We start from the raw sequence: 13,983 nt of genomic DNA, 5'->3' as shown, positions 1-13,983 counted from the left end.
GGCAGAGATTAACTTCCCTATTCGGAATTTTTGACTAAACTGGCGCCTTGTAACTTACGGGGGATTATCGTCGCGTGCTCTACCATAGCGTAATCATTATTGCCTATGCCCTGACGGCAGTGGTTATTGCTGTGCAGACTCCGGTTTATGTTCAAGGAATTGAACCTGTTGCCGGTTATTGGGCTGGTGGCGTCTTCTTTCTTCTGTGTGCCCTTGTTCATGATTTTATCATGAGACATGTCGAAAGATCGCGGTTTCAGCGTGACCTCCTCAAAATGCGCAGCGATCTTGATATGGCGGAATCTGGTCTTGATCGTTTTGACAATATTCTCGGCCGCCTGGCCGGCAAAGACGGCAATATGGAAAGCTTTGCCGCAGAAATGCAGATTTTACGCAAACTCCTGAAGCAGCTCTCCTCGGACCCTGCGCCAGAGAAAAAAGAGGAAGAGGAGATCATCCTTTCCGTCGATGAGGAAGTTCCCGAAGAGTTGGACGACGCAGTTGAGACGGCTGCGGACCCACGTGAAGAAGCCCCGCCCCGTGATGATGCAATTCTGGAAATTGTACGTGCTGGCTTACAGGAGAATAAAGTCGATCTGTATTTACAGCCGATTGTCCGGCTGCCGCAGCGGCGTACACTGTTCTATGAGGCATTCTCGCGCATACGCGGACCCCGCGGCGAAGTGATCACGCCGGGCCAGTATCTTGCTGTGGCGGAAAGTGCTGGCCTGATCGGCACGATTGACAATTTGCTGCTCATTCGCTGTGTGCAATTGATCAGACGGGTTCGCCAACGTAACGCAGATATTGGTTTTTTCGTCAATGTTTCCGCCAGGACCCTGAATGATACGGCTTTCTTTCGCCAGTTCGTTGAGTTTTTGGACCAGAACAAGGATTTAAGCGAAAGCCTGATCCTGGAATTCGCGCAGGATGATATCGAGAACGCGTCGGAGGTGATCCAGAAGGGGCTGGCGACACTTGCCAAGATGGGCTTTTCATTTTCCGTCGATCATGTGCAGCGACTTGATTTCGACTTTGGTGAGCTTGGTGATAGACATTTCCGTTATCTCAAGGTTGCTGCGGGAGAACTCCTTCCCGGCCGGCCGGGTTTACCTATGGATATTCACCCCGATGATCTGCGTGAGGCTCTGCTTCGCGAGAATATCGAACTGATTGCGAGCATGGTAGAAGATGAGGATACCGTGATCGGGCTGCTTGATGTGGAAGTCGGCTTTGGTCAGGGTTTCCTTTTTGGTGTGCCGCGCCCACCTCAATCCGTGAATTAACAGGTTTTTCTTTATGTCTTTCAAGATTATTTCCGGCCTTTCCGGAATTGCGCCGAACTATGATGCCTTTATCCTGGATCTTTGGGGGGTGGTACATAACGGCCATCATCCTTATCCCGGCGTGCTGGATTGCATGGACAGGCTGCGGGAGAGCGAGAAACCGATCATACTTCTTTCAAATGCCCCCCGCACGAATGGGTATGTGGTCAACTTCCTGGAGAGCATGGGAGTGGCGAGAGGGCGTTATGACCAAATTCTAACGTCGGGTGATATAACGCGTGAGGTGCTGGTAAGCCGTGAGCATCCTTTTCTTAAAGGCGCAGTTAAAGCCTTTTATCAGATTGGGGCAGATCGCGACAAAGGGCTGGATGACGGCCTTGACTATCAGAAGGTATTCTCGATAGAAGAAGCGAGTTTTTTGATTTGCACCGGGCTGGTGGATGACCAGACAGAAACGCCGGAAGATTATCGGGAGTTATTGCAAGATGCCCTCAAAAGGGATTTGCCGATGCTCTGCGCCAACCCGGACCTGACCGTGATGCGCGGCACAACCATTCATTACTGTGCGGGGGCAATTGCGGCGCTTTATGAGGAGATTGGCGGTCGGGTTGAACTCTTCGGAAAGCCTTATCCCGAAGTATATCGGCAGGTCATGACAAAACTAAATATACAGGATCCTTCCAGAATTCTCGCTATTGGTGACAGTATGCGTACCGATATTAAGGGCGCTAACGCCAATGGAATTGATAGTGTTCTCGTGAGTGGAGGGATACATGCAGAAGAGTGGGGTCTGAAGGACGGCCAGCTGCCAACGGCGACGCAGATAGAAAAAGTCGTCGAGCAGCATTTGTTCTCACCAACTTACGTAATCGGACATATGGTTTGGTAAGACGGCGCTTTTCTTAATCAAAAAGAGCGTCGATTTCTTCCTGTGCTTTATTGCGTGTGCTTTTATCGGCTTTCGTTGGCGCACTGGGAGTTTTTTGTGACCCCGTTCCCGTCTCATCAAAAAGGGTGTCGATTTCTGCCTGGTTGACGCCTTCGCCGTATAGGGCAGGGCCGTTTAATAGTTCTGCGTCTTGATCACGACGAGGTGCGACCATACTATCTTCGGCGCTATCCATGTGATGTCCCCATGCCTTTGTAAGGCGGGCGAGGTACTCCTCAATATAGTTGAGGGTGGAGACGACCTTGCTGATCCGTTGGCCCGTAATATCCTGGAAGGAACAAGACTCAAAAATTTCCATACAGGCGTCACTGACGACGTCAGCGTCCGTCACCTTTGCCGACATGATCTTTTCGGCCGCGCTCATAATCTGGTTCGTTGCTGTTTCGGTGGCCTCTACAATCGCATCCAGTTCTTTCCCGGCGCGGGGTAGTTTTTCCTGCTTGAGATCATTTGGTCGAATCTGCGCAATCTCTGTTCTTGCCGCCATAATGAAGTTGGCGAGGTCTTCACAATCCTGGTGAAGGGACTCGATCGCTTTTCTAAGCTGAATGACCTCTTCTGTATCGGGCATTAGAATTCACCAAGGACCGAGGAGATTTTTGTTCTTAAAGTGGCGGCATTGAATGGTTTGACAATGTAGTTGTTGACGCCGGCCTTTTTCGCGGCGACTACGTTATCGGTCTTAGATTCTGCCGTAATCATGATGAAGGGCGTGTTTTTTAGTGTCTCATCAGCTCGAACTTCCTTCAACAGCTGATATCCGGTCATCGGCTCCATATTCCAATCAGAAATAATAAGCTCATACTTCTTTGTACGCATTTTTGTAAGAGCGGCAGATCCATCCGAAGCTTCATCAACTGAGTTGAAGCCGAGCTGTTTAAGAAGATTGCGGATAATACGCAACATCGTTTTGTAATCATCAACGATAAGGATCGACATATTCATATCGACGGCCATTGAAAATCCCCTCTTACTTTCGTAAAAATGCGGTTTCAGTCAGGTTCCAATTCAAGTATCTGCCTTAACCATTTTGTTGGAGATTAGGTTTGGAACCTGAAAAATTAGTTAACCTGGATGCAGTTTTACTAAATCTGACTGGATTGACGAGGTCGGGCCGATTATATCGTCTCAGTGCTTGCGGCCTGGCTTTTTTTCCTTCTATATAGCTTAACAATATCCCAGACGGTAATGAGAAGGACTCCAATGGCAGTTTATGAAGATTTGCATGGCTATTTCCTTGAGGATTTAAAAGTCGGCATGACTGAGATTTATGCCAAAACGATCACGGAAGCAGATATCGTCATGTATGCTGGCATTTCAGGCGATACAAACCCCGTTCATCTCAATGCTGAATTTGCCGAGAAGACAATATTCAAGGAGCGGATAGCCCATGGAATGCTGTCGGCCGGTCTTCTCTCGACTGTGTTTGGAACAAAACTACCGGGACCTGGGGCGATTTACATGAATCAGAACCTCAATTTTAAGGCGCCTGTATGTATTGGCGACACAGTGACGGCGCGCGTGACCCTGAGAGAGATTAATGGCAAACGGGTCACGTTTGATTGCGCATGTACCATCGGGGAGACCGTTGTGTTGGATGGCGAGGCAACCTTGATGGTTTCCCGACGGTCTTGAGCCGAACGCAACGATACGGATTATAGCAGATGCGCATTTTACGCGATTACCAGAATGTTCCAGAAGAATGCCGCGGTCTCGTGCTGGCCATCGGAAATTTCGATGGCGTTCATCGCGGCCATCAGGCAGTCATTGCAGAAGCGCAGGAAATTGCGGATCGGTTGGGGCTTGCCGCGGGTGTCCTGACATTTGAGCCTCATTCGCGGGAATTTTTCGCGCCGGACGCCCCTCCGTTCCGACTTTCGACACTTGATACCAAAGCGGCTCACCTAAAATGGCTCGGCCTTGATGTGATGGTGGCGCTTGAGTTCAATCTCGCCTTTTCCCAAAAATCGGCAGAGGATTTTGTCCGTGACGTTCTGGTTGAGGGCTACAACGTCGCCCATGTGGTTGTTGGCTATGATTTTATCTTTGGCCATAAACGGCAGGGGACAACAGTCGTCCTTGCAGAGCTTGGGAAGAAATACGGGTTTGGCGTAACGGTAGTGGAGCCTGTCGGCGAAGGCACGGTGATTTTTTCATCCACGGCGATCCGTGAATGCCTGAAGGCGGGCGATCCCGGAAAGGCCGCCTTGCTGCTCGGTCATTGGTGGGAAATTGAGGGGCCCGTCATCGAAGGGGATAAACGGGGGCGTACCATTGGGTTTCCGACGGCGAATATCCCGCTGGTAGGCTATCATCATCCAAAATTGGGCGTTTATGCAGTCCGGGTTGGGTTGCATCGCGGAACTCACGTCGACTGGATAGATGGCGTGGCAAATTTTGGCATGCGGCCGACATTCGATAAGAAGGATGTCCTGCTGGAGGTTCATCTTCTGGACTGGTCGGGCGATCTTTATGATCAGAGCCTTCGAGTTGCTTTCGTCGATTTTATCCGGCCAGAAATGAAATTCGCCGGAATAGAAGAACTGACTGCGCAGATCGCCGAAGACGTCAAGAAGGCACGCGAAATTCTCGCCAACCCCAATAACCAGCAAACCAAATATGCAGACAAGAAGGTCTGTAGTTAGCGCCTTAAACAGGCGCCTTTTTTGAGTTTCCGTTTGCTGGCGATCAAATACCCGGCAATCCCCTTAAACGGTGGCCAGAATTTCTCAAGGCGTATCTTTTACTGGAAAAAACAACTGTAAGAATGCTAAGGCGTAAAAAACGCTTGTTTTTGGTCCATTTGGCCTTTGATTTCTCGACAGCAGAGCGCGGAGTTGATAAAACACCTGCCATGACAGAATTCTGGATACATATGGCTTGTTTCCTCGGGTGGGATGTCTCCCACGACCGAATTATAAGCCCGGCCTTTGCAAAGTAAGGCCGGGTAATGAAGGTTCACACCTGATGATCAGGGTAAAACCGTATAAATTGCGGCAGTCCGCCGCCCATGACTTACCGATAATTTGAGATACTGTTAGGATCAGTTTGCCCGATGAGCACTGACTATAAATCGACGCTATTTTTACCCCGTACGGATTTCCCGATGAAGGCTGGCCTTCCCGCGAAGGAACCCGGATTGTTGGAGCGCTGGGAGACTATGGACTTGTTCGGCCGTCAGCGCGAACAGTCTAAAGAACGCGAAAAGTTTATTCTTCATGATGGCCCACCCTATGCAAACGGCAATCTGCATATCGGTCACGCGATGAACAAGATCCTGAAAGACGTTATCAGCCGGTCACAGCAGATGATGGGCAAGAACGCGCATTACGTCCCCGGCTGGGACTGTCATGGCCTTCCTATTGAGTGGAAGATTGAAGAGAAATACCGCAAGGCCGGTAAAGACAAGGATCAGGTGCCGGTCGTCGAGTTCCGTAAAGAATGCCGGGATTTCGCAACCCATTGGGTAGACGTGCAGCGGGAAGAGTTTAAGCGCCTTGGCGTTATTGGCGATTGGGAACGGCCCTATCTGACCATGAGCTATGATGCGGAAGCGCAGATCGTTCGCGAACTGCTGAAGTTCCTGATGAATGGCGGGCTCTATCGCGGCTCAAAACCGGTCATGTGGTCCCCGGTTGAGAAGACGGCGCTCGCAGAGGCCGAGCTTGAATATCACGACCATACCTCGACAACGATCCATGTCCGTTTTCCGGTAAAGTCTGGTCCGGAAGAATTTATGGGCGGGTCCATCGTTATCTGGACGACAACGCCTTGGACGATGCCGGGCAACCGCGCCATCTCCTACGGCCCGGACATGGAATATGTCGGGATTGAAGTGAAAGAAGTGGCGGAAGGATCGCTTGCTGTTGTCGGTGAGAAGCTGTTCGTAGCCACGGAACTTCTTGATGAGGTCCAGAAAGAAGCGGGAATTGTCGCGGCTGATGTTATCTGGCGCGGCAAGGGTGATGCCTTCAAGGGCGTTATCTGTCTACATCCTTTCAATGGCAAGGGATATGATTTCGATGTACCGCTGATCGATGGCGATCACGTAACCGTCGATGCCGGTACCGGCTTCGTCCATACTGCGCCGGGTCATGGTCAGGAAGACTATGAAGTCGGAATGGTCCACGGCATCGAAGTGCCGCATACGGTGGATGAGGACGGCACGTTCTATGAACATGTACCGATGTTTGCGGGTCAGCATGTCTATAAGTGCAACGAGGGCGTCGCCGATGAGCTTGAAAAAGTCGGGGCATTGTTGAAGCGTGGCAAGCTAGTTCATTCCTATCCGCATTCATGGCGGTCCAAGGCGCCATTGATTTTCCGGAATACCAGCCAGTGGTTTATCTCGATGGAGACCAATGATCTCCGGGACAAGGCGTTGAAAGCTATCGATGATACGAAATGGTATCCCGCTTCGGGCCGGAACCGAATTCACTCGATGATCGCGAGCCGGCCGGATTGGGTGCTCTCGCGTCAGCGCGCCTGGGGTGTGCCGATCACGGTTTTCACCCATAAGGAAACCGGCGATTTGTTGCGGGATGAAAAGGTCAATGCGCGCATTGAGCAAATCATGGAAGAGGAAGGGGCGGACGCCTGGTTTGATTCGTCGCCCGAACGCTTCCTCGGCAATGATTATAATCCCGATGACTATGAGATGGCGAAAGACATTCTGGACGTCTGGTTTGATTCCGGCTGTACTCATGCCTTCACGTTGGAAGCTAGGCCGGAACTGCAATGGCCCGCATCGCTCTATCTTGAGGGGACCGACCAGCATCGTGGTTGGTTCCATTCGTCACTGCTGGAATCTTGCGGCACCCGCGGACGCGCGCCATATGAGGCGGTTCTGACCCATGGGTTTGTGATGGACGGGCAGGGACGGAAGATGTCCAAGTCTCTCGGTAATGTCGTCGCGCCACAGAAGATCATCGAGCAGAATGGCGCCGATATCCTGCGGCTCTGGGTGGTTGCTTCGGACTATTCCGAAGATATGCGCATCGGCAATGAAATCGTGAAGGGGCAGGTCGATAGCTACCGCCGCCTACGAAACACGCTGCGTTTCATCCTCGGCAATCTTGAAGGCTGGGAGGAGAGCGAAAGGCTTGACGTGAGCGAAATGCCGGAGCTTGAACGGTGGGTTCTGCACCGGATGTATGAACTGGATCAGCTCATCCGCGAGAATTTCAATGTCTATGAGTTCAGCCGCGTTTTTACCGCTATTCACAATTTCTGCACCCTGGAGCTATCGGCCTTCTACTTCGATATCCGAAAGGATGTGCTTTACTGCGACGGGGCGAATGACATACGTCGTCGCGCCGCCCGGACTGTTCTGGATCAGTTGTTCCATTGCCTCACAGCATGGCTTGCGCCGATGCTGGTCTTCACGGCGGAAGAGACCTGGCTCACCCGTTATCCCGGCGAGGACAGCAGCGTTCACTTGCGCCAGTTCCCGGACATTCCGAAGGAATGGAGCAATCCAGACCTGCATGACCGCTGGTCGAAAGTACGCAGCTTCCGCCGGGTTGTGACGGGTGCTCTTGAAATTGAACGTCGGGAAAAGCGTATTGGTTCCAGCTTGCAAGCTGCGCCAACCGTTTATGTGAGCGAGGAATATAAGGCACTGCTTGACGGGCTTGATCTTGCGGATATCTGCATCACCTCCGGCGTAACTCTTTCAACGGAACCCGCGCCAGAGGGCGCATTTACCCTTGAGGATATCGCGGGCGTCGCTGTGACGCCGGAGCTTGCCGAGGGCGAGAAATGCCAGCGGTGCTGGAAGATTCTCGATGAGGTGGGAACCCATGAAACTTATGATGATCTTTGCCATCGTTGCGCTGATGTTGTGGACTCCTTGCCGGTAGAAGTTGAGGCATAATCTGTATGTTCCGTCTCGGGCTTTTCATTGCGTCGATAATTATTGCCGTTGATCAGATCAGCAAAATGTATCTGATCGACCTGATGGCCCGCCATCCGGGGGGCATTGAAGTGACGAGCTTCTTTAATCTCGTGATGGTCTGGAACAGAGGCGTTAGTTTCGGCATGTTTGCCGGGGACAATATGCGCTGGATTTTGGTTGCCGTTGCCAGCGTTATTTCCGTCGTCGTATTTTTCTGGCTTAGAAAAGCCACAAATCAGATATTATCTATCGGTCTAGGTCTGGTGCTGGGTGGCGCAATCGGTAATATTATTGATCGTATCAGGTTTGGGGCGGTTGCTGATTTTTTTGATTTTGACTTGATCATTATGCGCTGGCCCGCATTTAACGTTGCCGATATGGCCATTGTCGTCGGGGTGATCGCTATTCTGCTTGAAAACTTGTTTCAGGGACGTAAGTCCGGTAAAATGTCATCATGAGGGAAGGGTTCAGTATAATGCGCAACGGGAGATTTCTGACCGGGATGGTTTTGTTGTCCGCAGTCCTTTTAACAGGCTGCGAGGGGACGAAGCAGGCTCTTGGTATTGGAAACAAGGAAGGACCGGATGAATTTACGGTCATCACCAAAGCGCCTCTGATTATACCGCCGGATTTTTCTCTTCGTCCTCCTGCTCCTGGGCAGAAGGGCCCGCAGGAAGTCCTCGCCGAGAATAGCGCGAAAGCAGCGCTTCTGGGCACTCAGGTTAATACAGCTCCCGTGACCCATAGCGATGCGGTAGCCGCTGGTGTCACCACAGGGGAGTTGGCACTTTTGCGCCAGGCTGGCGCGGAAAATGTTGATCCAAATATCCGTCAGATTATCGATACGGAAACTGCTGTCCTTGCAGAAAATGATGAGACCTTTATGGAAAAGATCATGTTCTGGCAGGAACAACCTCCTTTCGGCACGGTTGTTGATCCGGCAAAAGAGAAGAAGCGGCTGCAGGAAAATGCGGCCCTTGGCGAGTCTCCCGCTGCCGGGCCAGAAACTCCGGTTATCGAGCGGCGCAAACGTGCGCTTCTGGAAGGGTTGTTTAACTGACCTTTTCGGATTATCCGTTTTGCCCGGACGGCATCGTTCATTTGCGGTGACTTCTTCACAAATAATGGCTGTATAGTCTTGTAATTCAGGGCGCTTCACCCTTTATTTTAGGATAACAGTTTTAATGCGACCGGAGGCTAGTTATGGGCCCGATGCGACAGCTATTTATCTTCGTCACGTTTTTTAGCCTGGCTTTCGGTGGCAGTCCGGGGAATCTATTCGCCAAAGAGACTATACCAACCCTGTTTGATCCGAAGGTGACAACCCTTGAGAACGGCTTGGAAGTTGTTGTGTTGGAAGATCATCGTGCACCAATTGTAACTCATATGGTTTGGTACAGGGCAGGGGCAGCGGATGAAAAGCCACTCAAGTCCGGTATTGCACATTTCTTGGAACATTTGATGTTCAAGGGGACCAAAACGCTGGAGCCTGGCGAATTTTCCGCTATCGTCGCGGAAAATGGCGGACAAGAGAACGCTTTCACATCGCAGGACTACACTGCTTACTTCCAGAATGTCAGCGCAGACAAACTGCCTCTTTTTATGGAAATGGAGGCGGACCGCATGACAAATTTGGTTCTAACGGATGAAATCGTTGCACCTGAACTCAAAGTGGTATTGGAAGAGCGCTCGCAGCGCACCGATAATAATCCGGCGGCGCTTTTTGGGGAACAGTTCGATGCAGCGCAATTTCTGGCGCATCCTTATGGAACGCCGGTTATTGGGTGGCGACATGAAATTGAGAAGCTGACCACGAAAGATGCGCTGGATTGGTATAACACGTATTATGCGCCGAATAATGCTATTCTGATTGTCGCCGGCGATGTAACCGCAGAGGAGGTTTTTGAGTTAGCCAAAAAATATTACGGCCCGATCCCCGCACGAGAAATCCCCAACCGCGAGCGTGTGCAGGAACCACCGCAACTTGCCAAGCGGGTTATCGAAATGAGTGACAAGAGGGTCCGTCAGCCATCTTGGCGAAAAAGCTATCTTGCTCCTTCCGCGAGAAGTGAAGATCAGCGGAACCTTCGGGCGCTTGAAGTCTTAAGTCAGATCATGGGGGGCGGCGTTACCAGCCGCCTGTACAACAATCTGGTTGTGGATAAAAAAATAGCGACCAGTGCCGGCGCTTATTTTCATTCCGGTTCCTATGACAAATCTACCTTCGTTCTTTATGGTAGCCCGACTCCTGATTATAGCCTTGAGGATGTAGAGGGCGCGATCCAGGCAATCGTTAAGGATATTGTTGAAAACGGGGTAACTGAAAAAGAGTTAGTCCGTGCCAAGAAGAAGCTTCTCGCTGATGCGATATATGCCCGCGACAGCATTCGAGGGGCGGCAAATATTCTTGGCTCCTCCCTTGCCAGCGGCGAGACGATTGAACAGATTGTCAACTGGCCCAAAAACATTTCCAAGATTACTGCCGAAGATGTTCAAAAGGCCGCTGAAATGGTTTTCGATGATCGGAAATCCGTTGTAGGCCGTTTGCTGCCTGAAGATGCGAAAAGCTGAAGGAAAAATAATGCTGTACGCCTATCGCTCTATCGCAATATTTCTGGTCTCCACGACCCTCATCTTTCTAGGTAGTCTGCCGGCAAGTGCGGTGGAAATTCAGAAAGTTGTCAGTCCCGGAGGTATCGAGGCCTGGTTGGTGGAAGAAGCCTCTATTCCGATTGTCAGCCTGAATGTTGCCTGGCGAGGCGGGGCAAGTCTTGATCCGGCGGATAAAGCAGGTTTGGCCTATCTTGCCTCTTCCACCATGGATGAAGGGTCAGGGGAGTTTGACAGTAATGCCTTTCAGGAACGTCTCTCCGACCTAGCCATACAGCTTGGTTTCGATGCCAGTAAGGACAGCTTTTCGGGAAGCTTAAAAACCTTGAGCGAAAATACGGAAGAGGCATTCCGCCTTTTCGGGCTCGCTATCAGTGATCCGCGCTTCGATCAAGAACCGGTGGAGCGTATTCGCGGCCAGATCCTCGCATCACTTAATCAAAAACTTTCCGATCCAAATAGTCTTGCAGGGCGCGCCTGGTTCGAGCTTGCCTTTGGCGACCATCCCTATAGTCAACCGTCCGAAGGGACGATTGACAGCATATCTGCAATCACCCGTGAGGATCTCGTTGATTTTGCCCGGACGCGACTAGGTAAGGATAATATGCTGATTGGAGTTGTCGGCGATATAACGGCGGGGAAACTCGGGCCGCTTCTTGATGAGACATTCGGTAAACTCCCCGATAAAGCTGAAATTGCGGCTATTCCACAAACGGAACCGCTAGTCGAGGCTGCGATTAAAATTATCCCCCAGGATATCCCACAAAGCGTTGTCATCTTTGGTGGTCAGGGCGTTAAAAGGGAAGACCCCGATTACTATACGGCGTATGTGCTTAATTATATTTTGGGGGGTGGCAGTTTTCAGTCCCGCCTGACTGAGGAGATACGCGAGAAGCGGGGGCTGGTTTATTCCGTTTACAGCTATCTATACCCAATGAAAGCAGCGGGACTCCAAATGGGAGGTTTCGGAACCAGCAATGCATCTGTGAAGGAGGCCCTTGATCTGGTAGAGGCCGAACTCGTCCGTATTCGCGAAGAAGGCGTGACAGAGGAAGAACTGGCTGCGGCCAAGACATACCTGAATGGGTCCTTTCCGCTCAGCCTGTCATCCAATGACCGTATCTCTGATATTCTGGTAGCAATGCAGTTTAGCGACCTCCCCATTGATTATCTGAATAACCGGCCAGATCTGATCAATGCAGTAAGTCAGGAGGATATCAATCGGGTTGCACAAAAGTTGCTTGATCCTGACAAGTTGATTGTCGTTGTTGCGGGTAAGCCTGAAAATCTGGAAGCGACAGGCAAAGGCGCACAAAAGAATTAGCCGTCATGCTCTAGGCCCTCCTTGGCATTTTTGCTAAGGTCTATCTTAAAGTTTCTGCTGGATCGACTATGCCCTTAAGACGTCTGCCCGAGAATATTGTTAACCAGATTGCTGCCGGCGAAGTCGTGGAGCGACCGGCATCTGCTGTCAAGGAATTGGTGGAAAACGCGATAGACGCTGGCGCAACGAAGATTGACGTTGTCATGCGAGCCGGAGGGCGATCACTGATTACCGTGACGGATAATGGTTGCGGTATGAGTGCGGAAGAGTTGGAACTCTGTTTTGAACGCCATGCCACTTCCAAACTGCCGGATGATGATCTTGTCTTTATCCAGAATCTCGGGTTTCGCGGCGAGGCAATTCCCTCTATCGCTTCTGTCAGTCGTATGACAATTACGACCCGGCTGGAGGGTGAAGAAACGGCTTGGAAACTAAGCGTTGAAGGCGGTAAAAAGGGAGCGCTGGAACCTGGCAGCGGTCAAAAGGGCACGCGCGTCGAGATTCGGGATATTTTCTTTGCAACGCCAGCGCGGTTAAAATTCCTAAAGACTGAGCGCGCGGAATTTGGGGCGGCCCTTGATGTCGTCCGCCGCCTCGCCATGGCGTTTCCGTCGATCTCCTTTTCAATTGCCGATGAAAATCGAACGGCCCTCCGGGTTGCCGGGTCAGGAGGGGATCTTTTTGATGCCTGGCTAGATCGCCTCGGCGCGATTATGGGACGGGAGTTCGCCGAAAATGCCATCCGTATCGAGGCAGAGCGAGACGGCGTAAAGCTTGCGGGTTATGCCGGGGTTCCGACCTTTAATCGCGGCAACGCAACGATGCAATTCATGTTTGTTAATGGGCGACCGGTACGGGACAAGCTTTTCACGGGGGCCGTGCGCGGGGCTTACATGGACCTGCTGGCACGAAATCGCCATCCACTCCTTGCTCTGTTTCTGGAGATCTCTGCGGATCAGGTGGATGTGAATGTCCATCCTGCAAAGGCCGAAGTTCGCTTTCGTGATAGCGGCGGTGTTCGCGGACTTATTGTCGGATCTTTGCGCCATGCGTTGGCGGAACATGGGCATCGCGCCTCATCTACAATTTCGGGTCAGGCATTGGGGGCTTTCCGGGCACAAAATTCCCCCCTCCCTTTTCAATCACAGAGTCGACCAGCGGCAAATTGGGGACGCTGGAGCAGTGATCAGGCGGCCAATCCTTCTCCCGGCCTGGCGGAAGCTAACGCGGAGTATCACGCCCCCCTTGCAGCGGAAAATCCACCAGCTGCACGGGCAGACGAAGAAACAGGTCCGCAACAGGAAAAATCCCGTGCTTTGGAGCAGTATCCTTTGGGTGCGGCACGTAGCCAGCTTCACGAAACTTATATTGTGTCTCAGACGTCGACGGGTCTCATTCTTGTCGATCAGCACGCGGCCCATGAACGGCTGGTAATGGAGCGTATGAAGAAGCAGCTATCGACGAAAGGGGTGGCCCGACAGATGCTTCTCTTGCCAGAGGTTGTTGAACTCGATGAGGTGGCTGCGAACAGAATTGCCGAACGCGCGGATGAGTTGGCTGAAATGGGCCTTATGCTGGAGCCGTTTGGCACTGGAGCTATAGTTGTGCGCGAGACCCCGGCCATGCTGGGCGAATGTAATATCAAGGGGTTGGTGCAGGATCTGGCCGACGATCTGGGTGAACTCGACACGGCGTTATCGCTCAAAGATCGGCTTGATGATGTTTGTGCAACCATGGCTTGCCACGGGTCAGTCCGCGCGGGGCGCCGGCTTTCGATTGACGAAATGAATGCCCTGCTGCGAGAGATGGAGGTCACACCGCATAGTGGCCAATGCAATCACGGCCGGCCGACATATGTCGAGTTGCAACTTGGTGACATTGAAAAATTATTTGGCCGCCGGTAAAACCCGTTCCTGAG

General features: G+C 51.7%; 12 protein-coding genes. 10 read left to right on the top strand and 2 right to left on the bottom strand.

What is annotated here, in order from left to right; genetic code table 11:
• Positions 1-74 precede the first annotated feature (74 nt).
• Positions 75-1,286, top strand: coding sequence for an EAL domain-containing protein (locus tag GQE98_RS01360; protein ID WP_161313756.1), 1,212 nt, complete (start codon positions 75-77; stop codon positions 1,284-1,286).
• Between the two features lie 13 nt (positions 1,287-1,299).
• Positions 1,300-2,175 carry a TIGR01459 family HAD-type hydrolase gene (locus GQE98_RS01355; protein WP_161313755.1) on the top strand — a complete coding sequence of 292 codons (876 nt, stop codon included), beginning with the start codon at positions 1,300-1,302 and terminating at the stop codon, positions 2,173-2,175.
• A gap of 13 nt (positions 2,176-2,188) precedes the next feature.
• Here the strand turns inward: GQE98_RS01355 and GQE98_RS01350 are convergent, their stop codons facing one another.
• Positions 2,189-2,806: a protein phosphatase CheZ gene (locus tag GQE98_RS01350; protein WP_161313754.1), complete on the bottom strand. Its 618-nt coding sequence runs from the start codon at positions 2,804-2,806 to the stop codon at positions 2,189-2,191.
• The gene (locus GQE98_RS01345) at positions 2,806-3,192 is read right to left on the bottom strand and encodes a response regulator (RefSeq protein ID WP_161313753.1); all 387 of its coding nucleotides are present in this window, start codon (positions 3,190-3,192) and stop codon (positions 2,806-2,808) included. The genes GQE98_RS01350 and GQE98_RS01345 overlap by 1 nt, the downstream gene beginning before the upstream one ends.
• Positions 3,193-3,438: 246 nt before the next feature.
• Between GQE98_RS01345 and GQE98_RS01340 the strand changes: the two genes are divergently transcribed.
• The 8 genes from GQE98_RS01340 (at position 3,439) to mutL (ending at position 13,969) form a co-directional block, all read left to right on the top strand.
• Positions 3,439-3,870 (top strand): MaoC family dehydratase, encoded by a 432-nt coding sequence (locus tag GQE98_RS01340; RefSeq protein WP_161313752.1) that lies wholly within the window; start codon positions 3,439-3,441, stop codon positions 3,868-3,870.
• A gap of 29 nt (positions 3,871-3,899) precedes the next feature.
• Positions 3,900-4,880 (top strand): bifunctional riboflavin kinase/FAD synthetase, encoded by a 981-nt coding sequence (locus tag GQE98_RS01335; RefSeq protein WP_161313751.1) that lies wholly within the window; start codon positions 3,900-3,902, stop codon positions 4,878-4,880.
• Positions 4,881-5,290: 410 nt separating this feature from the next.
• The gene (ileS, locus tag GQE98_RS01330; protein WP_161313750.1) at positions 5,291-8,110 is read left to right on the top strand and encodes an isoleucine--tRNA ligase; all 2,820 of its coding nucleotides are present in this window, start codon (positions 5,291-5,293) and stop codon (positions 8,108-8,110) included.
• Positions 8,111-8,115: 5 nt separating this feature from the next.
• Positions 8,116-8,589, top strand: coding sequence for a signal peptidase II (gene lspA / locus GQE98_RS01325; protein ID WP_161313749.1), 474 nt, complete (start codon positions 8,116-8,118; stop codon positions 8,587-8,589).
• A 17-nt stretch (positions 8,590-8,606) separates the two neighbouring features.
• Positions 8,607-9,191 carry a DUF3035 domain-containing protein gene (locus GQE98_RS01320; RefSeq protein ID WP_161313748.1) on the top strand — a complete coding sequence of 195 codons (585 nt, stop codon included), beginning with the start codon at positions 8,607-8,609 and terminating at the stop codon, positions 9,189-9,191.
• Positions 9,192-9,334: 143 nt separating this feature from the next.
• Positions 9,335-10,702: a M16 family metallopeptidase gene (locus GQE98_RS01315; RefSeq protein ID WP_161313747.1), complete on the top strand. Its 1,368-nt coding sequence runs from the start codon at positions 9,335-9,337 to the stop codon at positions 10,700-10,702.
• A gap of 10 nt (positions 10,703-10,712) precedes the next feature.
• The gene (locus GQE98_RS01310; RefSeq protein WP_161313746.1) at positions 10,713-12,065 is read left to right on the top strand and encodes a M16 family metallopeptidase; all 1,353 of its coding nucleotides are present in this window, start codon (positions 10,713-10,715) and stop codon (positions 12,063-12,065) included.
• Between the two features lie 68 nt (positions 12,066-12,133).
• Complete coding sequence (mutL, locus tag GQE98_RS01305) at positions 12,134-13,969, top strand: DNA mismatch repair endonuclease MutL (protein ID WP_161313745.1); 1,836 nt, start codon at positions 12,134-12,136, stop codon at positions 13,967-13,969.
• Positions 13,970-13,983: the final 14 nt, after the last annotated feature.

The organism is Sneathiella litorea (genome assembly GCF_009882915.1).
GTDB classification, from domain to species: domain Bacteria; phylum Pseudomonadota; class Alphaproteobacteria; order Sneathiellales; family Sneathiellaceae; genus Sneathiella; species Sneathiella litorea.
The sequence above is the reverse complement of the archived record's forward strand: the minus strand, read 5'-3'. Positions and strand labels throughout refer to the sequence as shown.

What these genes read in the sequence shown, in the direction of transcription:
- GQE98_RS01355 (WP_161313755.1), top strand. Translation starts at nt 1,300, where the DNA reads ATGTCTTTCAAGATTATTTCCGGCCTTTCCGGAATTGCGCCGAACTAT.
- GQE98_RS01350 (WP_161313754.1), bottom strand. Translation starts at nt 2,806, where the DNA reads ATGCCCGATACAGAAGAGGTCATTCAGCTTAGAAAAGCGATCGAGTCC.
- GQE98_RS01345 (WP_161313753.1), bottom strand. Translation starts at nt 3,192, where the DNA reads ATGGCCGTCGATATGAATATGTCGATCCTTATCGTTGATGATTACAAA.
- GQE98_RS01340 (WP_161313752.1), top strand. Translation starts at nt 3,439, where the DNA reads ATGGCAGTTTATGAAGATTTGCATGGCTATTTCCTTGAGGATTTAAAA.
- GQE98_RS01335 (WP_161313751.1), top strand. Translation starts at nt 3,900, where the DNA reads ATGCGCATTTTACGCGATTACCAGAATGTTCCAGAAGAATGCCGCGGT.
- ileS (WP_161313750.1), top strand. Translation starts at nt 5,291, where the DNA reads ATGAGCACTGACTATAAATCGACGCTATTTTTACCCCGTACGGATTTC.
- lspA (WP_161313749.1), top strand. Translation starts at nt 8,116, where the DNA reads ATGTTCCGTCTCGGGCTTTTCATTGCGTCGATAATTATTGCCGTTGAT.
- GQE98_RS01320 (WP_161313748.1), top strand. Translation starts at nt 8,607, where the DNA reads ATGCGCAACGGGAGATTTCTGACCGGGATGGTTTTGTTGTCCGCAGTC.
- GQE98_RS01315 (WP_161313747.1), top strand. Translation starts at nt 9,335, where the DNA reads ATGGGCCCGATGCGACAGCTATTTATCTTCGTCACGTTTTTTAGCCTG.
- GQE98_RS01310 (WP_161313746.1), top strand. Translation starts at nt 10,713, where the DNA reads ATGCTGTACGCCTATCGCTCTATCGCAATATTTCTGGTCTCCACGACC.
- mutL (WP_161313745.1), top strand. Translation starts at nt 12,134, where the DNA reads ATGCCCTTAAGACGTCTGCCCGAGAATATTGTTAACCAGATTGCTGCC.